21 protein-coding genes are annotated in these 23,076 nt (G+C 63.7%); 2 read left to right on the forward strand and 19 right to left on the reverse strand.

Annotation, left to right across the window (positions count from 1 at the left end):
• Positions 1 to 879: 879 nt before the first annotated feature.
• The 7 genes from LVY65_RS00230 to truB form a co-directional block, all read right to left on the reverse strand.
• Positions 880 to 1,884 (reverse strand): HupE/UreJ family protein, encoded by a 1,005-nt coding sequence (locus LVY65_RS00230; RefSeq protein ID WP_235066010.1) that lies wholly within the window; start codon positions 1,882 to 1,884, stop codon positions 880 to 882.
• On the reverse strand, positions 1,881 to 2,795 hold the full coding sequence (locus LVY65_RS00235; protein ID WP_235066011.1) for a peptidyl-prolyl cis-trans isomerase: 915 nt from the start codon (positions 2,793 to 2,795) through the stop codon (positions 1,881 to 1,883). The genes LVY65_RS00230 and LVY65_RS00235 overlap by 4 nt, the downstream gene beginning before the upstream one ends.
• Positions 2,779 to 4,785 (reverse strand): DUF3604 domain-containing protein, encoded by a 2,007-nt coding sequence (locus LVY65_RS00240; RefSeq protein ID WP_235066012.1) that lies wholly within the window; start codon positions 4,783 to 4,785, stop codon positions 2,779 to 2,781. Before LVY65_RS00240 ends, LVY65_RS00235 begins: the two co-directional genes overlap by 17 nt.
• A gap of 196 nt (positions 4,786 to 4,981) precedes the next feature.
• Complete coding sequence (locus tag LVY65_RS00245; RefSeq protein ID WP_235066013.1) at positions 4,982 to 5,818, reverse strand: hypothetical protein; 837 nt, start codon at positions 5,816 to 5,818, stop codon at positions 4,982 to 4,984.
• A gap of 365 nt (positions 5,819 to 6,183) precedes the next feature.
• On the reverse strand, positions 6,184 to 8,553 hold the full coding sequence (gene pnp, locus LVY65_RS00250; RefSeq protein ID WP_235066014.1) for a polyribonucleotide nucleotidyltransferase: 2,370 nt from the start codon (positions 8,551 to 8,553) through the stop codon (positions 6,184 to 6,186).
• 163 nt (positions 8,554 to 8,716) lie between these two features.
• Positions 8,717 to 8,986, reverse strand: a complete 270-nt coding sequence (rpsO, locus tag LVY65_RS00255; protein ID WP_235066015.1) for a 30S ribosomal protein S15 — start codon at positions 8,984 to 8,986, stop codon at positions 8,717 to 8,719.
• A gap of 18 nt (positions 8,987 to 9,004) precedes the next feature.
• Complete coding sequence (truB, locus tag LVY65_RS00260; RefSeq protein ID WP_235066016.1) at positions 9,005 to 9,853, reverse strand: tRNA pseudouridine(55) synthase TruB; 849 nt, start codon at positions 9,851 to 9,853, stop codon at positions 9,005 to 9,007.
• Here truB and LVY65_RS00265 point away from each other — a divergent pair.
• The gene (locus tag LVY65_RS00265) at positions 9,797 to 10,927 is read left to right on the forward strand and encodes a glycosyltransferase family 2 protein (RefSeq protein ID WP_235066017.1); all 1,131 of its coding nucleotides are present in this window, start codon (positions 9,797 to 9,799) and stop codon (positions 10,925 to 10,927) included. The genes truB and LVY65_RS00265 overlap by 57 nt on opposite strands.
• Here the strand turns inward: LVY65_RS00265 and LVY65_RS00270 are convergent.
• Both LVY65_RS00270 and LVY65_RS00275 read right to left on the reverse strand, forming a co-directional pair.
• The gene (locus tag LVY65_RS00270; RefSeq protein ID WP_235066018.1) at positions 10,889 to 11,893 is read right to left on the reverse strand and encodes a glycosyltransferase; all 1,005 of its coding nucleotides are present in this window, start codon (positions 11,891 to 11,893) and stop codon (positions 10,889 to 10,891) included. The genes LVY65_RS00265 and LVY65_RS00270 overlap by 39 nt on opposite strands.
• 32 nt (positions 11,894 to 11,925) lie before the next feature.
• Complete coding sequence (locus LVY65_RS00275; protein WP_235066019.1) at positions 11,926 to 13,041, reverse strand: glycosyl transferase; 1,116 nt, start codon at positions 13,039 to 13,041, stop codon at positions 11,926 to 11,928.
• A 250-nt stretch (positions 13,042 to 13,291) separates the two neighbouring features.
• Between LVY65_RS00275 and LVY65_RS00280 the strand changes: the two genes are divergently transcribed.
• Positions 13,292 to 14,167, forward strand: a complete 876-nt coding sequence (locus LVY65_RS00280) for a hypothetical protein (protein WP_235066020.1) — start codon at positions 13,292 to 13,294, stop codon at positions 14,165 to 14,167.
• A 36-nt stretch (positions 14,168 to 14,203) separates the two neighbouring features.
• Here the strand turns inward: LVY65_RS00280 and LVY65_RS00285 are convergent, their stop codons facing one another.
• From LVY65_RS00285 to LVY65_RS00330, 10 genes are all read right to left on the reverse strand, one after another.
• Positions 14,204 to 14,605 carry a hypothetical protein gene (locus LVY65_RS00285; protein WP_235066021.1) on the reverse strand — a complete coding sequence of 134 codons (402 nt, stop codon included), beginning with the start codon at positions 14,603 to 14,605 and terminating at the stop codon, positions 14,204 to 14,206.
• 31 nt (positions 14,606 to 14,636) lie between these two features.
• Complete coding sequence (locus tag LVY65_RS00290; protein WP_235066022.1) at positions 14,637 to 15,167, reverse strand: GNAT family N-acetyltransferase; 531 nt, start codon at positions 15,165 to 15,167, stop codon at positions 14,637 to 14,639.
• Positions 15,164 to 15,556, reverse strand: coding sequence for a 30S ribosome-binding factor RbfA (rbfA, locus tag LVY65_RS00295; protein WP_235066023.1), 393 nt, complete (start codon positions 15,554 to 15,556; stop codon positions 15,164 to 15,166). The genes LVY65_RS00290 and rbfA overlap by 4 nt, the downstream gene beginning before the upstream one ends.
• On the reverse strand, positions 15,556 to 15,993 hold the full coding sequence (locus LVY65_RS00300; protein ID WP_235066024.1) for a PaaI family thioesterase: 438 nt from the start codon (positions 15,991 to 15,993) through the stop codon (positions 15,556 to 15,558). Before LVY65_RS00300 ends, rbfA begins: the two co-directional genes overlap by 1 nt.
• A 3-nt stretch (positions 15,994 to 15,996) precedes the next feature.
• Positions 15,997 to 18,504 (reverse strand): translation initiation factor IF-2, encoded by a 2,508-nt coding sequence (gene infB / locus LVY65_RS00305; RefSeq protein ID WP_235066025.1) that lies wholly within the window; start codon positions 18,502 to 18,504, stop codon positions 15,997 to 15,999.
• Positions 18,501 to 19,220: a DUF448 domain-containing protein gene (locus LVY65_RS00310; RefSeq protein WP_235066026.1), complete on the reverse strand. Its 720-nt coding sequence runs from the start codon at positions 19,218 to 19,220 to the stop codon at positions 18,501 to 18,503. Before LVY65_RS00310 ends, infB begins: the two co-directional genes overlap by 4 nt.
• Entirely contained in the window at positions 19,201 to 20,862 is a 1,662-nt protein-coding gene (nusA, locus tag LVY65_RS00315; RefSeq protein ID WP_235066027.1) for a transcription termination factor NusA, read from the reverse strand. Before nusA ends, LVY65_RS00310 begins: the two co-directional genes overlap by 20 nt.
• A 5-nt stretch (positions 20,863 to 20,867) precedes the next feature.
• Positions 20,868 to 21,389, reverse strand: coding sequence for a ribosome maturation protein RimP (gene rimP, locus LVY65_RS00320; protein WP_235067133.1), 522 nt, complete (start codon positions 21,387 to 21,389; stop codon positions 20,868 to 20,870).
• A 128-nt stretch (positions 21,390 to 21,517) separates the two neighbouring features.
• On the reverse strand, positions 21,518 to 22,003 hold the full coding sequence (locus LVY65_RS00325; protein ID WP_235066028.1) for an isoprenylcysteine carboxyl methyltransferase family protein: 486 nt from the start codon (positions 22,001 to 22,003) through the stop codon (positions 21,518 to 21,520).
• Positions 22,003 to 23,049 carry a type III polyketide synthase gene (locus LVY65_RS00330; RefSeq protein WP_235066029.1) on the reverse strand — a complete coding sequence of 349 codons (1,047 nt, stop codon included), beginning with the start codon at positions 23,047 to 23,049 and terminating at the stop codon, positions 22,003 to 22,005. Before LVY65_RS00330 ends, LVY65_RS00325 begins: the two co-directional genes overlap by 1 nt.
• Positions 23,050 to 23,076 lie beyond the last annotated feature (27 nt).

Consider the following 23,076-nt stretch of genomic DNA (forward strand, 5'->3'; position numbering starts at 1 on the left):
CAATGCTTGGTATGAAAAGACCCCGGATCGCTCCGGGGTCTTCTATTGTCTGTTGAAGATTGTCACCCAATTGTACTGACGGAGACCCTAAGTAACTCAATTTCCTTTGTCAGAGTCCGAAACCAATCGCCAAGTTCGTCGCGCGACATGACGCGGGCATTTAGGTGCCGTTCCGGATGGGGCACCAGCCAAACGCTGATGGGCGCCCCTCCCTGACTGGCTACAACGATATAGGCATGCGCAACCAGGTTGCGGGCTGCAATTAGGGACTTGGAATCGGCCCCAGCCAGCTGGTCGGGCGTTAGGCGCCCCAGCTTCTGGCTAAACATCTTAGGTGAGTCCGGGCCGAGCGCTGCGGTTAGCTCGATTTCGAGTGCACAAAAGGCCTGGAGTAATGCTTCGCGTTTGTCGCGGCATTCTTCCGCCAACGGTGGAACAACTTTTGCAGGGGCATTCATCGCGCCCAATTAGCGAATCATGATTAATAAAAGGCACCTCATTGCTGTGGGGGCTTCTCGTATTTGGGGCGGGACTTGGGATCGGCGAGCCGGCCCCTCCACCAGCTACGCTGGTTCCCCTCCCCGTTCCGGGGAGGATCTCGTCATCCCGCCATCCCCGGCCTCACCACCCGCTTCCCCTTCGTCCGGCTGGTGAGGTGGAACATGCGGCAGCGGTCGCAGCGGTAGGGTCTTAGGGGGACGGCGGAGCGATCGGCGATGAGCTGCGCATCCTCGGCCGAACGGAACCGCGCCTTCTTCTGGCAGATGCTCAGGCGGGTGCGCATAGGTTGTTCCTACACCGCTCGTCATTGCGAGCGAAGCGAAGCAATCCATGGATCGCCGCGCCGCCAGGGCGGCTCGCGATGACGATCAGTCGTCGTTAGACCCAGAAGTTATACACGCGCTCGATGACCCAGAAGCTGGCGAGGCCGCCGATCATGACGGCGGGGACGGCCGCGGCGCGGCGCAGATCGATCCGTTCCGGCACTAGCGCGAACAGCAAACGCATGGCCGCATATACCGCCGCGATGAACATCAATTGGCCGACCTCGACCCCGATGTTGAAGAACAGCAGGGCCAGCGGAATGGCGTTGGGCGGCAGGCCGATCTCCGCCAATGCCCCGGCAAAGCCGAGGCCGTGCAGCAGACCGAAGGTGAATGCCACCAGCCACGGCTGTTTCGAGGCCAGCCCCTCCCGCCCGCGCTGCTGCTGGATAATCTCGCTGGCGACGAACACGATCGACAAGGCGATCGTCGCCTCGACCGGCGGGCCCGGGACGTGGATGACGCCCAAAGTGGCAAGCGCAAGCGTGATCGAATGGGCAAGGGTGAAGGCGGTCACGGTCCAGAACAGCCGCCGGTTGAAGCCGACGATCATGATGAGCGCGAGCACGAAGCACAGGTGATCGAAGCCGGAGAGGATATGCTCGACCCCGAGCAGGCCATAGGAGCTGGCCACGGCCATTGCCCCCTGTTCCCGGGGGATATCGACCCAGGCGTTGGAGGGATGGACCAGGACGGTCGACTGGATGCCGTTCGCCTGCTGCACGCGGACCAATACGTCGGCGATGGTTCCCTGCAGGCCGACAAAGTAAATCCGCTTGCCGGCCAATCCGTCCGGAGACTCAATAAGGCGGCGTTCCACCCGCGAGTCCGAAAGTTCGCGCACGGCGGTTGGAGTGAGATCGCGAACGCCGGCGGGTAGCTGCAGCCTTACGGGCAGGGGCATGCCGCCGTTCGTCGGCGTTCGCCAAAGCAGCGAATAGCGGCCGGGAACGACCTCATTAATCTCAAGATAGGCGGGGCGCGATTCATGCGCCTGGACGGCGGTCGCGGCCATCAGCAAGCCCAGCCACAGCGCCAGCCGCAGCCACAGCCGGTTCATGAGGCCGGGCTTTTCGGCAGGACCACCTGGTAGTTTGCGCGCATTGCCGCGAACGCCTTGCGCTTCGCTTCGGCGCGCTGGTCGTCCTGCCAGGCGGATTCCATCTCCGCGCGGTCGACTTCGCTGAATGCGGGCACGCGGCCCGGCGTCATCGCCTCGACCAATATGAGATGCCAGCCTAGCCCTGACTCGACCGGTCCCTGCCAACCGCCGGGCCGGAGGAGGAACAGGGCCTTCGCAAATTGCGTGCCGAAGACGTTGGCGACCTCGTCCGGGGAGCGATTAGCGTAATAGTCATAGTCGGGGAAGCGGTCGCCGATCGATCCGCTGGCGCCGCATGACGATTTGGAGCGGAGCTGGGCCAATGCCGCTTTGGCGCGGGCTTCGGCCGGCCCGCCCGGGCTGTCGGGCGAAAAATAGGCGTGGCAGAAGGTGACCTTGGCGGGAAGCGCGAATTGCGCGCCATGTTGCCCGTACCACGCCTTCAGTTCGGGAACGGTCGGGTCGCGCAGGGCCGAAACATCCTCCATCAGGAATTCCAGCTTCTGCCCCAGCCGCCGGCGGACGATGGTATCGTCCTGGTCGAGGCCGAGCTTCAGGGCTTCGCGATAAAGTACTTCCTCGCGCACCGCGTCTTCGACCAGGTCGTGCCATTCGGCCGGGGTGGGCGGCCGCTTCCACTTGGCAGTCCAGCCCAGCTCGATCTGGCGCATGTCGTCGCTGGTCAGCTCGATCCGCGAACCCGGGTCCGCCACGCGCCGGGGCGTGACGGCGAGGTAGAGCATGAAGATGGCCGCGCCGATCAGCAGGAAAAGCAGCAGCGGTTCGTGCAGCGCCTTGCGAATGCGCTGCCTTACCGTTTGCGGCAACTGCTCCGCCCCCGGGGCCTTGTCGCTATGATCCCGTGGCAAGGGTCAGCAATCCCCTGTTGGCAGGCTTCGCCTTTGCCTTCGGCCGCGGATCGACATTTGCCGCGATCCTCACCCCGTTTTTCTGCAGGCGAGCCTGTGCGGTCGTGGGCGTGTACCAGATCGGCGATCCCCATGCCCGCTCCTGGACCGTGGGCGAAACGCCCTTCGGCGGCGCAACGCCCAGCGCCTTGGCATCATAGGTCGACCAGCGCGGCGTCGGGATCTGCAGCACGCGGACGTAATAGAAGGCATGCAGCGACGGATCGAAATCCGGATCGCGCCACACCTTCTTCAGCTCCACCGCGCCCTCCGTGTTGGTGTAGCTGGCGTTCTTGATGTCGACGGTGCTGCGGATCGCGGGGACCTTGCCCGTGCGCGGATCGGGCCTGCGATCCCCGGCCCACGCGACGTCATAGACCTTCTCGTAAAGCTTGGTGTCCTTGGTCCAGCCCTTGACGATCTGGATGCGGTCGAGGTTGCCGTCGTCGGGGTCCTTCAGCGCCCAGACAAGGAAGCTTGGCGCGCCGCCCTTTCTCGGCCGGAGGTCCCCGCCCATGGGCACGCCGTTGCGGTAGCCGACCTTGACCCAGTCGCGCTGGCCGAACACCGTCGCCGGATAGTTCCAGCCGCCAAACATGCGCACCTTAATGCGTACGCCGCTGGTGCCGTAGACCTCCTTGCGGCGCATGGCGTCAAAGATCGATTCCCGCGTATTCTGCTCGGCCCAGACGCCGGCCAGGCCCGACGTGCTCAGCTTCACAATGTCCATGCCGGCCTCGACCGTTCCGGCCAGGCGGGCCTTTGGCGAGCCGTCCAGGAAAGCATGCCCGCCGAAATAGTTCGACTGGGTATAGGCAGTGACCGTGTTGTGGGAATCGCCGGCACCGACCATGCCGAACTTATAGGGATTGTAGCCACGCGACGCCTGCATTGCCAGGCCGTGCTGATATGCTTCGCGGACGAAGCTGCCGTGCGGGTTGGAGTAGCTGTTATCGAGGCCGATCATGAAGTTCATCAGCTCATAGTCGGCGAACTCATCATTGGGTGACAGCTCGGGCGTGGTTTCCGACGTTCCCTTCAGCTGGTGAATCTCGGTCAGCGGCTCATTGTTGAGCCGCTCCTGGGCCCAGGCCGGCGTCAGGGGCTTGCCCTTGCCGTCGGTCGAGACCGGGAACATCAGCCCGTTGCTGAGGTTCCCGTTGTGGGAAATGGCGAGCAGGTCCGTGCCCGATTTCCGCTGCCCGTCCATCCACGCCCAAAGATCCTCGGCCTTGTCGGAATCCATGGAAGTGAAGGGGACCTGCGGCAAATGCTTGCTGTCGCGGAAGAAGATGTTGCGATGCATGTTCTGATAGCCAGGCGCCGACGTCCATTCATAGGAAACGAACGCGGTGAATTTCCCGGGCTGATTATATTTTTCGGAGATGGCGACATATTCGTCCCACACCGATTTTGTCAGCGCAGGATCCGCTAGGCCCGGGATCGGCTTGTTCGTGGCAATGAACGATACGAGATATTTGAAGACCTGCATGGCCTGCTCGGGAGAACTGGCCTTGAGCTTGTCGGCGATGGGAAGCTTGCTGACAGGCGACGTCGGATCGTTCGCCAGGCGGATCATGCCCAGATATTCCGAGTGATCGGTGACACCCTGGAAGTCGAGCGGCTTGTTTAGCTTCACTTCATAGCCGCCGGGATGCTTGATCGGCATGCCCATGGCGAACTGATATGCCTCGGCAGGTCCGGTCAGCGTGTTGCCGATCGTGAACGCATCCATCGACCAGCTGGTGTGGTTATGGGTCTGGCCGAAAAACACGTCCCGGTCGGGATTGCTGGGGATGGCCGCCGCCGGAGCGTCCTGCGCCAGGCTGACGGACAGCACGCCATCCGGAACAACCGCATCGGCATCGCGCGATTGCGCCAGATAAGCCCCGCCCGCCAGTAAAGCGACAACCGCGACGGAACCTGCAAATTTGCCCCTGTTCGACATCATGCCATCTCCTCAGCGAAACGCTGAATTCCCAAGGTCGACATTCCGGCGTTTAACGCCGCCTGCCCATCGGGACTTTTCCCTAGAAGGCATTAGCGTGAGAGACGGCTGAAACACCTCCAGCCAATCGCTGTAAAAAAGGGCAGCGCCGCGGATTGCGACGCTGCCCTTTTGCGCGCTTTGTCGCGCTTGCCCGTCGCTATTCCTTCTTGTTGGCGATCCAAGTGACCTTGGACTGGTCGCGCGGATCGACGCTGGTGAAGGCGAAGGACTTGCCGTCCGGGCTCGGGACGATCGTCGTCACGCCAATTTCCTTGCCGTCGCGCGTATAGGTCTCGCGAAGGCTGTTCGCGCCATCGCGCGCGATGGCGACCATGGTTCCGCCCGGATCGTTCTGGACCGCCACGGCCGGCCCGCCGAGCTCGGCGGTATAGCCCTGGCCCTGGCTGCTCTGGGTCACGGTGTTGCCGCTAATCTTGTAGACCATGTCCAGCGCTGCCTGGGAATAGTCGGCGAACTTGTCGGGCATCCACTGCCCCGAAATGGCATGGGCGCCGGCCGGGGCAGGCCCGGCCCGGGTCGAGGTGGCAGTTCCCTCGATGGGCGGCGAATTGGGGGTGGTCGCATCGACGAACTTGGTCGTCATCGTTTTTCCGTCCTCCGATACCTGAAGGACAGTCGATGAAACCTCCTTGTCGCCCTTCTTGCGGTGGAATTCGACCGTGCGGTCGTCCACAGCCTTGATCTGCAGGCTGTCATAATAAGGACGATCCGTCACGGGGTGGAACTGGCCGTCGGCCGAGGCGGTCAACGGAGGGATGCAAGTGCTGCATGAATAAGTGCCGTCCTTGAGCAGGAATTCGTTCGGCTTCTGCTCAAACTTCAGGCTGGCCAGGTCGACCTTCCAGGTGCCGTTCAAGGCCTCCAACGACGCGGATTCCGCGACGGCGGCCTCGTTGCCGGCCGGCTGCTGCTTGCACGCCGGAAGCGACACAACCAGTGCCGCCGCAATCGCGGTCGAGATCAACATCCTCATGGTGATACCCCCTTCTTTTACGCGAAAGGGAAGGCCCACTGCGGACGATCCCCCGCTTGAGGCGGCCCCGTCACAGCAAGATAGTATTGCTGGCGGGCAGGGTCGTCCGAAACAGGGGCGTAATGACTCGCCGCGGACTCCACAAGTGACGAATTAACCCGTGCTAGTAACCCATGAGTGGAAACATTTCCCTGCTACGTGGCGACGCAGGAATCGGCAGCGGCCTGGCCGGGAAGGGCCGGGACGAGGCACCGCAGCAAAACGGCCCCGCATCCTGGGCCCCGTCAAAGTAGTACCTTGATGGGACCCGATCCGCGGGGCCATTGTTTTAGAGAACTGGACCCCGGCCAAGGCCGGGGAACAGCTTAGTCGTTGTCATCCCGATTCAGGAACGCGGGAGCGAACTCGGGCGCGGGGCCTTCGTCGTTTCCGCCTTCACGCTCGCGCCGAGGCCCACGGTCGCCACGGCCTTCGCCGCGCGGTCCGCGATCCCGGTCGCCGCCTTCACGGCGCGGGCCACGGTCGCCGCCGTCGCGCCGAGGTCCACGGCCATCGCGGCGCGGGCCGCGATCGCCACGGTCACCGCGCGGACCACGATCGCCGCCTTCGCGGGGCTCGCGCGCGGGGCGGGTGTCCTCAAGCTCGGCTCCGGTTTCCTGGTCGACCAGGCGCATCGACAGGCGAACCTTGCCGCGCTGGTCGACCTCGAGCAGCTTGACCTTGACCTCCTGGCCTTCGGTGAGGACGTCGCGGACATTCTCGACCCGCTCGTTCTTGATTTCCGAAACGTGGACCAGGCCGTCCTTGCCGGGCATGAAGGTCACGAACGCGCCGAAATCGACGATGTTGGCGACCTTGCCGGTGTAGATGGTGCCGACTTCCGGCTCCGCGACGATGCCGTGGATCCACTGGCGAGCGGCCTCGATCTGCGACAGGTCGGACGAGCTGATCTTGATCAGGCCTTCGTCGTCGATGTCGACCTTGGCGCCGGTCGTCGCGACGATTTCGCGAATGACCTTGCCGCCGGTGCCGATGATCTCGCGGATCTTGTCCTTGGGAACCTGCATCGTCTCGATCCGCGGCGCGTGCGCCGACAGCTCGGTACGGGTGTGGTCGAGCGCCTTGGCCATTTCGCCGAGGATATGCGCGCGGCCTTCGTTCGCCTGGGCGAGCGCGACCTTCATGATCTCCTCGGTGATGCCGGCGACCTTGATGTCCATCTGCAGCGCGGTGACGCCGTTCGACGTGCCCGCAACCTTGAAGTCCATGTCGCCGAGGTGATCTTCGTCACCAAGGATGTCGCTGATGACCGCGAAATCCTTGCCTTCCAGGATCAGGCCCATGGCGATGCCCGCGACCGGGCGCGCCAGCGGAACGCCGGCGTCCATCATCGCAAGCGAGCCGCCGCAGACGGTGGCCATCGACGAGGAGCCGTTGCTCTCGGTGATGTCTGAGAGAACACGGATCGTATAGGGGAACTCCTCCGCGCTCGGCAGCATCGGGTTCAGCGCGCGCCAGGCGAGCTTGCCGTGACCGACTTCGCGACGGCCCGGCGCGCCGAAGCGGCCGACTTCGCCGACCGAATAGGGCGGGAAGTTATAGTGCAGCATGAAGCGCGAGTAGGAAAGACCCTCCAGCCCGTCGATCATCTGCTCGGCGTCCTTGGTGCCGAGCGTGGTGGTAACGATCGCCTGGGTTTCGCCGCGGGTGAACAGCGACGATCCATGGGTGCGCGGCAGGAAGCCGACAATCGCCTCGATCGGGCGAACCGTCTTGGTATCGCGGCCGTCGATGCGGCGGCCTTCCTTGAGGATCGCGCCACGGACGATGTCCGCTTCGAGGCTCTTGACGGCCTTCGATGCAGCCATCTGCTCCTGCGGGTCAGCGTCGGTGAAGGCTTCCTTGGCCTTTTCGCGCGCGGCATTGAGAGCGGCGGAACGCTCCGACTTGTTCGTCAGCTTGTAAGCGGCCTCGACGTCCGTGCCGATCAGCTTCTTGAGCTTGTCCTTGGCCGCGGTCTTTGCATCGCTAGTGGCGAGCTCCCACGGGTCCTTGGCGGCCTTCTCGGCGAGGCTGATGATTGCTCCGCAAACCTTCTTGCTCGCTTCGTGGGCGAACATGACGGCGCCGAGCATGACGTCTTCCGAAAGCTCCTTGGCTTCAGATTCGACCATCATCACCGCATTGGGCGTGCCGGCGACAACCAGGTCGAGCTGGCCGGCCTTGATCTGCTCCTGCGACGGATTGAGGATATACTCGCCGTCCTGGTAGCTGACCCGTGCCGCGCCGATCGGGCCCATGAAGGGCACGCCGGAAATGGTGAGAGCAGCCGAAGCCGCGATCATCGCGACAATGTCCGGCTCATTCTCGCCATCGTAGCTAAGCACCTGGGCGATAACGAGAACCTCGTTATAGAAGCCTTCAGGGAAGAGCGGGCGGATCGGACGATCGATCAGGCGGCTGGTCAGCGTTTCCTTTTCGGTCGCGCCGCGCTCTCGCTTGAAGAAGCCGCCCGGGATACGCCCGGCGGCCGAGAATTTTTCCTGGTAGTGGACAGTCAGCGGGAAGAAATCCTGTCCCGGCTTGACCGACTTGGCGGCGGTTACCGCGCAGAGGACGACGGTTTCGCCGAGGGTCGCCAGAACGGCGCCGTCAGCCTGGCGGGCAACGCGGCCCGTTTCGAGCTTCAGGGTTTTTCCACCGAGCTCGATTTCCACAGTTTTGATATCAAACATATTATTTCCTTCACCCCGCGGGCCGGATGCCGGCGGGGACAGCATTTGGCAGACAATCCGGTCTGCGAGCGGCGCGGGGCCTAATTTGCCCCAAAAAAGGCTGGCCGCCGGAATGCGGCCTTGCCCCAAAATGCGAAGGGCGCCGCTCGGGCGCCCTTGCCTGTTACTTACGGAGGCCCAGCTTGGTGATCAGGTCACTGTAGCGGGCGGTGTCTTCGCGCTTGAGATAGTCGAGCAGCGAGCGACGCTTGTTGACCATCATCAACAGACCGCGGCGCGAGTGGTTGTCCTTCGCGTGGGTCTTGAAATGCTCGGTCAGGGTTTGAATGCGACTAGTCAGGATCGCGACCTGCACTTCGGGCGAACCGGTATCGTCGGCGCCGCGGGCGTGGGTCTTGATCAGTTCCTGCTTCTTCTCAGCGGTAATCGACATCTAGCACTCCTTATCTGTCTATAGGTTGAACCCGCGCACGACCTTGATCGCGCTCCCGTCGCTCTCGACCAGCGCGACCGGCGTTGTGCCGTCCATCGCCAGATGAAGCCCCGGGGTTACGGGGGTCCCGAAAAGTTGCTGTCCGTGACGGAGCAGCTGTGCCTGTTCGGGGGTGACGGGGAGGCCCGGGATGTCGTCCAGACCCGCTTCAAGCGGGAGAACCGTCCTCGTCAGTTGGCGCGCCTTAGCGGCATCGGCCAGAAAGTCCAGCGAAATCGCCTGTTCCAGGGTGAAGGGACCGGCCTTCGTGCGCCTCAACATGGGGATATGCCCGACGGTGCCGAGCGTGTGAGCAATGTCGCGCGCGAGGCTGCGGATGTAGGTGCCTTTACTGACGGTGGCGGAGAGGGTGACGGTGCCTTCGGGGTCGAAATCGACGATGCGGAGGCCGTGGACGGTGACGTTGCGCGGCTTCAGCGACACGGTTTCGCCCGCCCGGGCGAGGTCGTAAGCGCGCTTTCCGTCAACTTTCAACGCAGAGAAGGCCGGCGGGACCTGCTCGATTGCGCCGGTGAAACTCGGGAGGACGGCCTCGATGGCGGCGCGGGACGGGGTGATGTCGCTGCTTGCGATCACCTTGCCTTCGAGATCGAGCGTGTCGGTCTCCTCGCCGAAGCGAACGGTGAAGTCGTAGGCCTTGGTCGCATCGAGCATCCGGCCGGCAAGCTTGGTCGCCTCGCCGATGGCGATCGGCAGGACGCCGCTTGCCAACGGGTCGAGTGTTCCGCCATGACCTACCCTGGTCTTGGGATGACCCGCTTCGCGCAGTGCCCGCTTTACCAGGGACACGGCCTGGGTCGAGCCCATGCCGACGGGCTTGTCGAGGATGATCCAGCCGTGAGCGCAGGTAATGGCAAAAGGTCCTATTCGTCGAGCAAGGCGGCCCGGACTAATCCGGCAGCGCGCGGTACCAAGCATGCCCGGCCGCTCCAGCGCAAGGCAGCGAACATATCGTCCAGCCCCGCGATCTCGGTCGTCATTCCGCTTTATAATCGCGCTGCGCTAATTGGCGCGGCGATCGACAGTGTCCTCGCCCAGGAGTTTCAGGACTTCGAACTCCTCATTGTTGACGACGGTTCGACCGACGAGGGTCCCGCGATCGTGGAAGCCATGGAGGATCCGCGCGTACGCCTGATCCGGCAAGACAGAAATCGTGGTGCCAACGCCGCCCGGAACGAGGGCGTTCGCCAGGCGCGCGGGCACATCGTCAGCTTCCTCGACAGCGACGATTATTTCCTACCGAACAAGCTGCGGATCGTTGCCGACTGCTTCGCGGCGCGGCCTGGGCTGGGGCTGATGATGGACAGTTTCCGCAAGACCCGACGACGCGGACGGCAAACCGACTGCCGCAACCCGACGCTTGAGAACCGCGAGGAGCTGATCCGGGCCCTGTTCGATCGCCGAATCTGGAAATCGACCTCCGGGATCAGCGTGACGCGCGAAGCCGCGCTGGCCGTCGGCTTGTTCGATGAAGAGCTGAAACGGCGCCAGGACCTGGATTTCCTCGTGCGCGTGATCCGTGCCGTGCCATCCCTGAGCTGTCCCGATGTGACCTGGGTGAAAACCTATACGGACGACAGCATTTCAGCGAACCTCGGCGGGTTTATGGATGCCTTTGTCGCCTTTTGGGATCGCCATCCGGATTATTACGACGATCCCGTGCTGAGGCGCGGCTTCTCCCTCGATCTTGCGCGGCATGCGTTGCGGTTGGCGAAGCTCGGGCGCTGGTCACAGCTGCGGGAGAGTCTCGGCGTTGTGAGCAGGCGAGTGGGCCGCGTCAACACGGCCAGGGTGCTGTCAAGGGGCGCTGCCGAATTGGCGAGACTCAACCGCCACCGGCGCTCAGGCGGTGACCGGGGCCATCGGCTTGAAGGGCGGTAGCGGGTCCAGGCTGCGGGTCACCGAACTGGTTATCTGGCCGGCCAGGAGCACCGTGAAATAACCCAGGGCGATCAGCAGGGCGAAAGGCCGCTCGTACCAGGGCATTCCCACGACGTCCCCCCGCAGCAGGACACGTTTGCCCGCGCGTGCCAGTTTCTTCGCATAATGCACGAAGGCGTAGCCCAGCCGGCCAACCCGGCTTTTCGTCCGCGTGTGATAGGTAACGAAGTCGCTGTCGAAACCCGCGGTCCAGGCGCGCCAAACGAGGAATCGGAGGCCCGGGTGCGGGGCGTGAATCGCCTTGGCGTCGGCAGTCCGGACGTACAGATGCCCTTCCTCTTTGATGCCGCGCAGCCAGAATACGCATTGTTTCTTGAAGGCTTGCAGATCGGGGAAGGGATGCTCGCGGAAGAAATCGGTGCGGACCGCGCAATTATTGACGTGGATCGAATTGCGCCTCTCGGTCTTCTCCCGGTCGCCCTCGAGGTCGAAGATCCAGGTCAGCGCCATCGCGCGCGAAAGAAAATCCTCGTGGCCGAGGCGGGTGAAGCCGCCCACGGCCATGACCTTCGGTTCCGCGAAAGGCGTCAATAAAGCGTCGAGCCAGCCCGGCTGTGGAATTGCGTCGCTGTCGATCATGACCGCAAGCGGCGTCCTGGTCCGGGCGATCCCATAGTTCTTGAGCTTGTAATAAGTCAGATTTTCCGTGGGGACGACTTCGAGATCGGCCAGATCGCGAAGCTGTGGCGCTTCGCTGTCGATCACCTTCTCGACCGTGCCGGCGGGAACGGCATGACGGTTGTAGAGGTACATGATCCGCGGTTTTTGAGGCATGCGATCGGCGACGGCGGCGAGTTCGCGCGCAAGACCGTCCATCGCCTTGCGGGTCCAGTCGTCGGCGACATCGATCGCATTCTCCCACTCAATGAGCAAAGTGATCGGCGGGAGCGGGGAGGAGTTTTCCATGGCCAGCAGGTTAGCGCGTGCCCGCACCTACCTCAATGCCGGGCTTCACCCTGGGTCCGTGCGATAAAGTCGAGGATCGCCCGAGCCTGCCGCTCCGATGCGGGAACCGGTGAAGGGTCAAGCGACTTTGCCGTCAGGTCTCGCTGAAGCTGCTCGTAGCCGGGCTGCCGTTCCTCGGCAGCGGCAAGTGCAGGTCCAAGTTCCTCAACGTGCTCGATCACGGTGCCGAGCCGCCAATGGAGATAATTTTCGCTCGAGCGCCAATCGATATGGTCGAGGTTGAGGAAGATGCAGGGGCGAGGCCGGCGAAGGAATTCATACACCTGGCTGGAAATGTCGCCGACGTAGACATTCGCGGACTCCGTATAGGTCATGTCGATGGACCGTATGCTGCCGCGGTCGATCAGGACGTTGGGCGATGACGAGCGGACAATGGGGCCGCCCTTAAGCTTGACGTGCGGCGCCACGATGAAATTCCAGTCGGGAATGGCTTCCATCTGGCGAACGAGGGCCTTTCCATGCCTGAACCAAGATGAAAGCTTGGCGTCGAAATGAGGGTTGTAGAACGCGACCGGATTGTCGTTCGGGAAAATCCTTTCCGGCGCGCGCGCCAGCTCAAACTTGGCGTAGCCTACGACCTCGCAATTTTCCGCCGTCGCAAGGCCGCGGGCGATCAGCCGCTCCTTATCCTTGGGTCCGTTGACGAGGGTCAGGTCGGCGAAACGATGCTTCGGGTTATAGCCGCCCTCGCGATCCCCGGCCCCGTGTTTCAGGTGAATCAGGCGGGATCGGAAACCGGGAATAAGCTTGAGGTGCCCGCTCGTCGTTTCGGTCGTTACGATCGTCGGATAGCGACGAATAATGTGCTGGTTCAGCAGCAAGGTCAGTCGACGTCCGGGCGGCTTGAAAAGCCCGTCCGGCGACCGTGAAGGAGCCCTTAGCCGCTTGAGCTTAAGGCGACCCTCCGGATCGTAGGAGCGAATGAAATCGAGCCCCGCTTGGCTTGATGCAAGCACGGTTACCTCTACGCTAGGTTCCCGCGCCAGACGAAGGGCCGCCGGAAGCCAGTGGAGGAACTGATGCGCCTGGGCGATCGCCAGGAAAGCGATGCGGGTCGGAGCGACCGATTGGCCTGGGTCAGTCGACATACTGAACTTACCCGTCATTTCCATGCCTAATCGTCGACCCGCAGGCGGCGACAATCCGACCGTAGATTCACGATCGGCGCCTGATAGACAAGGCCGCCTGCTTTGACCATAAGTTCGCCGGCCTTCCGGAGGACCGCCAAATCTTGTTTTCTATCGCCTGGCCAGCGTGAGCAGGCGCCGCAAAATCGAACAGCTCGCCTGGCGTGAGTATCTGCCTTTAGCCGGGACCGTCGCCACATGGGCGGTGGTCGTGGCGGCAATCGGCCATGCCGACACGGCGCGCCTGCTCGCGGCCGTCGCCGCTATCCGGGCCGTGCAGCAACTGACCAAATTGGCAACGCAGGCCCCGCTCATGCGGCGGATGAAGGCGCCGCGGGAAATTCGCCGGCAAGCGCGCCGGCTGGCGATGACAATGCAATGCGCGGCTTTGGCCGCAGCGATGATTCTGGTGGCTTTGCTGTCGGAGGCGATGAAGAGCATCGGCCAGCAACAGGTTGCTGCTTTCCTGCCGTTCATCGCGCTGGGCATGCCCGTGCGTTATCTGCGCTTCGCCGACATCCGGGTGGCTTCCCCCTATTACCGGCTGGCGATGTCGGCCGGCGGGCTTGTGCTCGTCTTGATCGGGTGGGCCGCGGGTTGGCAGGCCGCGGCGCTGGGCGTGGCATTCGGGGCGCGCGAGTGGATCGCCTATATAACCCTGCGCTTATGGCCCCGCATTCCGCACGAGCCCCGCTACCCCAACAACGACCCCCTAAAATTTGCGGAAGTCGCACGCTATACGGCGATCCTGGGCCGCCGCCTGTTGACGTATCGCCTGGGAAAATCGCTGCTGACGGTATTCGGCCCGATCGGCAATTTCGCTGCGCGGACTGGCCGAGGATTGAAGCTGCACCAAAAGCTGGAGCCCTATGTGCCGCACCATTTAGGCGGCTTCATCCTGTTCACCGCAGCGTCCTTCGCAGGGGCCGTCTTCCTGGCCTTGCGCAGTGGTGAGCCCGCGGCGATGATCGGGGCGGCCGGCCTGTGCCAGGTGGCGGCAGCCGCCGGCAATGTCGTCATGCTGTGGCGATACCTTCCGACGCGCGACGCGGACGCCATTGCCGAAGAAGACGATGACGATGACTGAGCGGCTAGGCTAGCGGGCAAAGGCGGAGCTTGACCATCAGGGGCAGGCGCCATCTTTCGTCGCGACCTTGAAGTTGCTCAGCCTCACAGCTTCGGCCAGCTGGGGCCAATGTTCGAAGGCAAGCCCGCCATTCGCCGGCAGCGTACAGGACCGGATCGGCACCGCCTTGCCCTTGCCGATCAGTTCGGCCTGGTAGGTGTAGGCGACCGAGTTATTGCTGCTGATCGTCATGGTCGTGCCCATCATGGAGCGGACGGTCACGATTACCTGGCCTTTGTTAGCCTTCGTCGAAGGTGCAACCTTGCGCGCCTTGGCCGGCTGACCAGCCTGAATTGCAAAAACCCAGCTTTCGCCCGTTTTCACGCTGAGGCCAGGGGCCTTGGCGGCTGAAGTCGTGGTGGCCAGGGCCAGGAGGACGAGGGCGACAATTGGGCGCATGAGACCGGGCAAGGCTAGCCGAGCCAGCCTATCACTTCCACTCTTCACGAAGGACCGAAAAAAGGACCGTGTCGCGAACGTGACCGTTCCAGGTGATGCGATCGGCGCGCATTACGCCTTCTCGTGTCGCCCCAAGCTTGGTCATCGCCGCCTGGCTGCGCTTGTTGCGCTCGTCGACGCGGAATTCGACCCGGCGAAAACCGCAATCGAAGGCGCGGCGCAGCATCATGTCCTTGATCCGCCGGTTGAAGCCGGTGCCGCGAAGATGCGGGCGATAATAGGTGCCGCCAATCTCCAGCACTCCGCGGCCCTCGTCGATACCAAGGAAACTAGACATTCCGGCCAACTCGTCGCCCTCGAACAGGACGAAGGTTCGATTTCGGTCGTTGCTTCGGTAAAAGTCGATGCTGTCATCAAAGCCGTCGGGGCCGAAATTATTGGCGTAAACCTGCCAGATGTCGCAATCCTCGGCGCAGGCAGATTTGAGCGGTTCCCGATATCGCTCGGAAAACAGCTCGGCACGGCAATATTCGCCCTGCATGGGCGCATCAAGTTCGCTCATCCCTCGCCGAGGTCCTGGGCCACGTGGCGCGATCGGAGGAGCGTGTCGATGTGGCTGCCCTCATCGAAGCTTTCGTCGGCGAGGAATTTGATCTTCGCCGCATATTTGGTTCTGACCCGGCTTGCCACTTCGCGCTGCAAGAATGCGGTGTGCGTCCGCAGTGCCTTGAGCACTTCATCCTCGTCCTGGCCAAGCAGCGGCTTCACGAACACGGTGGCGTGGCGGAGGTCGGGCGACATGCGGACTTCGGTCACTGATACGAGGTGGCTCGCCAGCGTGTCGTCATGCACGTCGCCGCGCTGGAGTATTTCGCTTAGGACATGGCGCACCTGCTCGCCGACGCGAAGTAAGCGGACCGAGCGGCCTTCGGGGGTTTCAACTTTTCGCATCAGCTTACGTGTCCTCGGCTTTCGCCCCGCACGAGTCGCGACGTGAAGGTGCCGCGGGCAACCAAGGTTCCGTCATGGTCGAACAATTCGCCCTCAGTAAAGGCAATCGTTTTGCCGCAACTGATCACTCGTCCACGGCCGATGAAGTTACCGAACCGCGCCGCGCGCAGGAAAGAGATGCTGCAGTCGACAGTGACGGGGAACATCTCACCATCGAGCTGGGCGAAGAGCGCCGGCCCATGTGTGTCATCGAGCATCGCAGCGATGAAGCCGCCCTGCACCATTCCCTGCGGATTGGCGAAGCGCTCATCGATCGTAAAGCCGATTTCGATCGTCCCGGCTTTCGCGTCGATCGCTCGCAGCGTCCAGCCCAATAGGGCCGACGCCGCGGGCAATTCGAAGCGGTCGAACACCGAGGGAGGCGGTGCGGCATCCATGGATTACAGCGTCCGAGCGCGTTCCTCGGTCTCAAACACTTCGAGGTTGTCGCCCGGCTTGATGTCGTTGGTGTCGGCCAGGAGCACACCGCACTCCATGCCCGCGTTGACCTCTTTCACATCGTCCTTGAAGCGACGGAGCGAGGTGATCGTCGTCTTGCTGACGATGACATCGTCGCGCGTGAGGCGCGCGTGGAGGCCCTTGCGGATGACGCCTTCGAGAACGAGCAGGCCGGCGGCCTTGTCCTTCTTGCCCGCCGGGAAAACCTCCTTGACCTCGGCGCGGCCGACGACCGTCTCGATGATCTCCGGACCAAGCTCGCCCGCCATCGCCGACTTCACCCAATCGGTGAGGTGGTAGATGACGTCGTAGTAGCGCAGTTCCACCTTGTTGCGCTCGGCAGTCTCGCGCGCCTTGGCATTGGGGCGGACGTTGAAGCCGATGATCGGCGCGCCGGTCGACGCGGCAAGGGTCACGTCGCTCTCGGTGATCGCACCGACCCCCGAATGGAGCACGCGAACGCGGATCTCGTCGGTCGAGATCTTGTTGACCGCATTGACGATCGCTTCGACCGAACCCTGCACGTCGGCCTTGACCACCATCGGAAATTCCTTGGTAGTCGAGGCGCGGTTGGCGAACATATTTTCGAGGCTGACCGGCGCCGACGTGGTCCGCTTCTTGTCGAGGACCGACTGCCTATAAGCGGCGACCTCGCGGGCGCGGGCCTCATTCTCAACCACGGTCAGCTGGTCGCCGGCCGACGGCACGGCGCCAAGGCCGAGCACTTCGACGGGGAATGACGGACCTGCCTGCTTAACCTGGCGGCCATGGTCGTCGATCATCGCGCGGACCTTGCCCGATGCAGCCCCGACAACGATGATGTCGCCGACGTTCAACGTGCCGCGCTGGACCAATACGGTCGCCAGCGGGCCGCGGCCCTTGTCGAGCTTGGCTTCGACCACGGTCGCTTCCGCGGCGCGTTCGGGGTTGGCCTTGAGCTCGAGGATTTCGGCCTGGAGGTTGATCGCTTCCAGTAGGCCGTCGAGGTTGGTTTTCTTCAGTGCCGATACCTCGACGTCCTGGACGTCGCCGCCCATCGCCTCGACGATGATCTCGTGCTGCAGCAGCTCCTCGCGTACCTTCTGCGGATTGGCGCCGGGCTTGTCGATCTTGTTGATCGCCACGATCATCGGAACGCCGGCCGCCTTGGTGTGGTTGATCGCCTCGATCGTCTGAGGCTTCAGTCCGTCGTCCGCCGCCACGACCAGCACGACGATGTCGGTGACATTGGCGCCGCGGGCCCGCATTTCGGTAAAGGCTTCGTGACCCGGCGTGTCGAGGAAGGTGACCTTCGACCCGTCCTTCAGGGTGACCTGATAGGCGCCGATATGCTGGGTAATGCCGCCGGCCTCTCCCGAGACGACATCCGCGCCGCGGATGGCGTCGAGCAGCGACGTCTTGCCATGGTCGACATGGCCCATGATCGTAACCACCGGCGGGCGCGGTTGCAGTGTCTCGTCGGCGTCGACGTCGATCGAAGTGTCGATGTCAATGTCGGCCTCTGACACCGGCACAAAGCGGTGGCCGAATTCCTCGATCAGCAACTCCGCCGTATCGCGGTCGATGGTTTCAGTAATAGTGACAGGCGTTCCAAGCTTGAACATCGACTTGACCAAATCGGCACCGCGCTCGCCCATGCGCTTGGCGAGCTCCTGGACGGTGATCGTCTCGGGCACCTGAACGTCGCGGACTTGCTTGACGGCGGGGCCGGCCTGCTGATGGGCGCGCTTTTCCTTTTCGCGGGCGCGGCGAAGCGCGGCCAGGCTGCGGGTGCGGCTATCGTCTTCGCCGGTGAGGGCACGGGAAACGGTCAGCTTGCCAGCATGGCGGCGCTCGTCATGGCCGCGGCCGGGACGGCCAGGCTCGGTGCGCTTCGGCGCATGAGTTGGAGCCGATGCCGGCTTGCGGAAGCTGCGATCATCTTCCGGCTCTTCACGGACCGGAGCGGCGGCGGGCTGGGCTGCTTCTTCCGCCGCGCGACGCTCGGCCTCAGCAGCTTCGTCGGCTGCCCGTCGAGCGGCTTCTTCCTCGGCCTTGCGATTTTCTTCGGCGCGACGCTTTTCGTCCTCGGTCTGCACCTGCTTGGAGCGGTCCTCGCGGCGGCGCGCTTCCTCCAGCGAGGTCATGCGCGCTTCCTCGGCCTCACGCAGCAGGCGTTCCTGCATTTCCTTGCGCGCGGTGATGTCATCCACTGGACGCTTGGCAGCGGGCTTTGGAGCGGGCGCGGCCGGCTTTGGCGTCGGCGCGGGGGCCGCAGCCTCGACCTTGGGTTCGGGCGCGGGCGGTGCTTCGCCCGGCTTGCCCAGGATACGGCGCTTCTTGACCTCGACCACGACGGTGTTCGAGCGGCCATGGCTGAAGCTCTGCTTCACCTTGCCCGTCTCGACCGTGCGCTTCAGGCCCAGCGGCGGCCGGGTACCAAGCTTGGGCTTCTCGCTCTGGTCGGTCATGCGTTTCCTTCGTCTACAAATTCGTCAGCCGCGCTCGGCCCAGCGGTGCGGCCGCCGTCTAGCCCAGCATCGGGGTCAATGAAAGCTTGCCACCGGTCGATGGCATGCGTGACGCGCCTTGCGGCTGCGGCATCGGTCAAGGCGATGTGTACCACATTCTCGCGGCCCAGCGCCATCGACAAGATGGTGCGTCCCTCGGGAAAAACCAACCCAGCCCGGTCGCCGCCGCCTACGCGCCACGCCTGGTCGAGCCGCTTGCGCCCATCTTCTCCAGCGTCGGCGGCGTGGATCAGCAGGCGAACCTTGCCCTGGCGGGCAGCGGCTTCGACCCGTTCGGCGCCGGTGACTAGGGTTCCTCCGCGAGCCTCAAGGCCAAGCCGATCGAGCGCCTGGGCCCGAAGCGTCGCCTCGATCCGATCACCCAGGTCGGCCGGTATATGGATGTCGCCCGTCTTGAATGCGCGGGCCAGGGCGCCCTTGAGCTTGCCCTTGGCATTGGCCTCGTCAAGCGCCTTTCGGCCGACGCCGATCCACGCTCCGCGGCCGGGCGCACGGGCACGGACGTCGGGCGCGACCTGGCCATCGGGCCCGAGCGCAAGCCGGATCAGCTGGTCCTTCGGACGCGTGGCGCGAGTAAGAACGCAGGTCCGCTCGGGACCCGCGTCATTTACATCGCCGTCAGCGGCGTTCAGGCGATCATTGGTCCTTGTCCGCAACCGCGTCCTCCCCGGTTGAAGGCGCGTCTTCGGACCCCGACGCGGATGCGTCATCCTCAAACCAATGTGCGCGAGCGGCCATGATGATCTCATTGCCCTGCTCTTCGGTCAGCGAGTAGTCGGCCAGCACGCCGGCCTTTTCCTCGGTCCGCTTGCTGGTCTCGGCGCGGCGGCGCGGCTCGACCCGCTTCTTCTGGATGAGCTCGTCAGTGGCAAGATCGGCGAGATCGTCGAGCGTGCGGATGCCCGCCTTGCCCAAGGTCACCAGCATCTGCTCGGTGAGGTAGGGCAATTCGGCCAATGCATCTTCGACGCCAAGCTTGCGCCGCTCCTCGCGAGCGGCCGCCTCGCGGCGTTCGAGCGCTTCGGTGGCGCGGTTCTGAAGCTCGGAAGCGATTTCGTCGTCGAGGCCCTCGATCGAGGCGATCTCGTCGACGCTGACGTAGGCGACCTCCTCAAGGCTGGTGAAGCCTTCGGCTACCAGCAGCTGTGCCAGGGTCTCGTCGACGTCCAGTTCGCCCTGGAACATTTCCGACCGCTCGACGAATTCGCGCTGGCGCTTCTCGCTGGCGTCGGCCTCGGTCAGGATATCGATCTGCGAGTTGGTCAGCTGCGAGGCGAGCCGGACGTTCTGTCCGCGACGGCCGATTGCCAGGCTTAGCTGATCGTCGGGTACGACCACCTCGATCCGGCTCTCTTCCTCATCGATAACCACGCGGCTGACCGTCGCCGGCTGCAGCGCGTTGACGACGAAGGTCGCGGTATCCTCGCTCCACGGGATGATGTCGATCTTTTCGCCCTGGAGTTCCTGGACGACCGCCTGGACGCGGCTGCCCTTCATGCCGACGCATGCGCCGACCGGGTCGATCGAGCTGTCGTAGCTGATGACGCCGATCTTGGCCCGACTGCCCGGGTCGCGGGCGGCGGCCTTGATCTCGATGATGCCGTCATAGATTTCCGGCACTTCCTGCGCGAACAGCTTCTTCATGAAGTCGGGATGCGCGCGGCTGAGGAAAATCTGCGGCCCGCGAGTTTCGCGGCGGACCGACATGATCAGCGAGCGGATGCGGTCGCCGACACGGACCATTTCGCGCGGGATCTGCTGGTCGCGACGGATGACACCTTCGGCGCGACCCAGGTCGACCACGACATGGCCGAACTCGACCCTTTTCACGACGCCGGTGATGACCTCGCCGGTGCGATCCTTGAATTCCTCGAACTGCCGCTCGCGCTCGGCGTCGCGGACCTTCTGGAAGATGACCTGCTTTGCGGCCTGGGCAGCGATGCGGCCGAACTCGATCGGAGGCAGCGGATCGACGATGAAGTCGCCGACCGCGGCATCCTTCTTCAGCTTCTGCGCACCCTTGAGGTCGACCTGCTTGAAATGGTCGTCGGCCTCTTCAACCACCTCAAGAACGCGCCACAGGCGAAGGTCACCGGTGATCGGGTCCAGCTTGGCGCGGATGTCGTTTTCGGCGCCGTAGCGAGCACGGGCGGCGCGCTGGATCGCGTCCTCCATCGCCTCGATGACGATCCCCTTGTCGATCAGCTTCTCGCGAGCGACCGCATCGGCGATGGCGAGCAGCTCTGCCTTGTTGGCGGTAGCAGCGGCGGGCACGCCGGAAGCTGCAGTAGTGGCCATTTCGTTCAACCTTCCGTCTTGATTGTATCGGCGCCTTCAGTGCTGAGCGGCGCGGTGGCGTTGATGAGCTTGTCGGTCAAGAGCAACTTGGCCGAAGCGATGTTGGCGAAGTCGACCTGCCGCTCGCCCTTGGGCGTCGCGATCCGGATCGTGTCGCCGGAAATTCCCTCGATGATCCCGGACACCTGCTTGGCTCCGTCGACCGGCTCGGCGTACTTGATCCGCGCCTCATGACCCGCCCAGTCGGCGAAGTCGGAGCGGCGGGTCAGCGGCCGGTCGATGCCGGGCGAGCTGACCTCCAATCGATAGGCTTCCTCGATCGGGTCGGCCTCGTCGAGGATGTCCGAAAGCTTGCGCGAAATCTCGGAGCAGTCGTCGATCGTCAGCTGGCGCGTGTCCGGGCGCTCGGCCATAACCTGCAGCGTCGGGTCCGATGTGCCGCCAATCATCGCCACGCGCACGAGGTCGAAGCCCAATTCCTTGACGGCGGGCTCGATCAGTCGAGCGATGGCAACGGTGTCGGTCAAATGCACCTCGAGACAAAACCAAGCCCTCTCGGTGCCGGACCGTCCCCGGCCCGGCCTCAACGTCTTGACGATGTCGAGGAGAGTGGCCGCCATATAGGCGGGTGATCGCAGAGTCGCAAGAAGAAGAGTCAGCGGCCGAGGGCGTGGTTCTCGGCGCGGATCCGGATCGTCAAAACTGCAGCGTTGAGCAGCGAAAAGATGAGCGCGACCTGCCACAGGCCGAACACCAGCGGCAGCACGGCGATCTCGCCGATCACCACCAAATAGTTGGGATGGCTGACGAAGCGGTAAGGTCCGGTCGCGACCAGTTGCTCGCTAGGAACCACGATGATGCGCGTCGTCCAGCGAGGCCCCAGGGTCCGCAGCACCCAGATGCGCGCCGCTTCGATCAGAGCGAACAGGGCGAGGAAAGGGATATCGATCGACCGACCGGGTGCCAGCCACCACAGGGCCGACAGCCAGGCGGCGTGAAGGGCGATGATGTAGGGGTAGTGGGCGGCACCGACTTCATGCCCGCCGGCTGCGAGTAGCCTCCTGGTATTGGCCTGCGCAATCGGCAGCTCAACCAGTCTCTGCAGCGTGACGAACGCCAGCAGCGCAATTGACGGCCACATCAATGGCGCTCCAGCAATAATCCGGCGCAGGTGAAGCCGGGGCCGAAAGCAGTCATCAGCACATTTTCCGGCAGGCCGCGCTCGATCAATCGTTCCAGGACGAACAGAACCGTAGGCGCGCTCATGTTGCCGCAATCATTGAGGACGCCGCGTTCCAGGTCGAGCGTGCCGACGGGAAGGTCCAGCGCGGTTTCGATCGCATCGATGACTTTCACTCCGCCGGGATGGCAGCAAAAGCGGTCGATTGCGTTGCGGGTTCGACCCATCCGGGCAAGCATGCCGTCCACCGCGCCGGCCAATTCACGCTCGATAAACGGCGGGATCGCCCGGTCGAACACCACGGCAAGGCCCGGATCCTCGACCCGCCAGCCCATGATATTGAGCGTGTCGGGCCACATTCGTTCGTCGGCGCCGGCAATATTGGCGATTCCCTCTTCGCCGGCCGCGACGACTGCCGCCGCAGCTCCGTCACCGAAGATAGCGGTAGCGACGATTGCGGCGGGATCGTCGCTGTCCAGGCGAATGGCAATCGAACAGGTCTCGATGGTGACATAGAGCCAGCGCTTCCCGGGCTCGGCGGCCGCCAGTCGAGCGGCGGTCGCAAGCCCGTTCACTCCGCCGGCGCAGCCCAGGCCGAAGATCGGGACACGGCGGATATCGGGCCGGAAGCCGATTGCCGGGCCATTGCGCGCGTCAAGGCTTGGAGTGGCGATGCCAGTGGTCGACACCGCGACCACTCCGTCAATTTCATGTGGCTGGAGGCCGGCCCGCTTGATGGCTGCAGAAGCTACTTCGCGGAAAAGGGCATCGCACGCTTCCAGGTAGAGCCGGTTGCGTTCGGTCCAGCCGTGGTTGCCTTCATACCATTGTATCGGCGCGACGATATGGCGTTGGGCGATTCCGGCATTGTCGAACACGCCTGCCAGCCTGTCGAACAGCTCTTTCCTGCCGCCGAACAACTGGCGAGCCTTGGATTTTGCTTCGCTTTGTTCGACGATGTGCGGGGGAAGCGCTGTGGCGAGCGACAGAAGGCCGACCTTGTCCATACAAGCCTTTCAGTTCGCCCTGTTGGT

This window comes from Sphingomonas cremea, from assembly GCF_021502585.1.
GTDB lineage: Bacteria > Pseudomonadota > Alphaproteobacteria > Sphingomonadales > Sphingomonadaceae > Sphingomicrobium > Sphingomicrobium cremea.

Excerpts from the sequence above, each read along its gene's own strand:
- LVY65_RS00270 (WP_235066018.1), bottom strand. The coding sequence starts at position 11,893 with ATGGAAAACTCCTCCCCGCTCCCGCCGATCACTTTGCTCATTGAGTGG.
- LVY65_RS00300 (WP_235066024.1), bottom strand. The coding sequence starts at position 15,993 with ATGGATGCCGCACCGCCTCCCTCGGTGTTCGACCGCTTCGAATTGCCC.
- LVY65_RS00290 (WP_235066022.1), bottom strand. The coding sequence starts at position 15,167 with ATGAGCGAACTTGATGCGCCCATGCAGGGCGAATATTGCCGTGCCGAG.
- LVY65_RS00330 (WP_235066029.1), bottom strand. The coding sequence starts at position 23,049 with ATGGACAAGGTCGGCCTTCTGTCGCTCGCCACAGCGCTTCCCCCGCAC.
- rpsO (WP_235066015.1), bottom strand. The coding sequence starts at position 8,986 with ATGTCGATTACCGCTGAGAAGAAGCAGGAACTGATCAAGACCCACGCC.
- pnp (WP_235066014.1), bottom strand. The coding sequence starts at position 8,553 with ATGTTTGATATCAAAACTGTGGAAATCGAGCTCGGTGGAAAAACCCTG.
- LVY65_RS00265 (WP_235066017.1), top strand. The coding sequence starts at position 9,797 with ATGACCCGCTTCGCGCAGTGCCCGCTTTACCAGGGACACGGCCTGGGT.
- rbfA (WP_235066023.1), bottom strand. The coding sequence starts at position 15,556 with ATGCGAAAAGTTGAAACCCCCGAAGGCCGCTCGGTCCGCTTACTTCGC.
- LVY65_RS00240 (WP_235066012.1), bottom strand. The coding sequence starts at position 4,785 with ATGATGTCGAACAGGGGCAAATTTGCAGGTTCCGTCGCGGTTGTCGCT.
- nusA (WP_235066027.1), bottom strand. The coding sequence starts at position 20,862 with ATGGCCACTACTGCAGCTTCCGGCGTGCCCGCCGCTGCTACCGCCAAC.
- truB (WP_235066016.1), bottom strand. The coding sequence starts at position 9,853 with ATGGGCTCGACCCAGGCCGTGTCCCTGGTAAAGCGGGCACTGCGCGAA.
- LVY65_RS00245 (WP_235066013.1), bottom strand. The coding sequence starts at position 5,818 with ATGAGGATGTTGATCTCGACCGCGATTGCGGCGGCACTGGTTGTGTCG.
- LVY65_RS00230 (WP_235066010.1), bottom strand. The coding sequence starts at position 1,884 with ATGAACCGGCTGTGGCTGCGGCTGGCGCTGTGGCTGGGCTTGCTGATG.
- infB (WP_235066025.1), bottom strand. The coding sequence starts at position 18,504 with ATGACCGACCAGAGCGAGAAGCCCAAGCTTGGTACCCGGCCGCCGCTG.
- LVY65_RS00275 (WP_235066019.1), bottom strand. The coding sequence starts at position 13,041 with ATGTCGACTGACCCAGGCCAATCGGTCGCTCCGACCCGCATCGCTTTC.
- LVY65_RS00285 (WP_235066021.1), bottom strand. The coding sequence starts at position 14,605 with ATGCGCCCAATTGTCGCCCTCGTCCTCCTGGCCCTGGCCACCACGACT.
- LVY65_RS00325 (WP_235066028.1), bottom strand. The coding sequence starts at position 22,003 with ATGTGGCCGTCAATTGCGCTGCTGGCGTTCGTCACGCTGCAGAGACTG.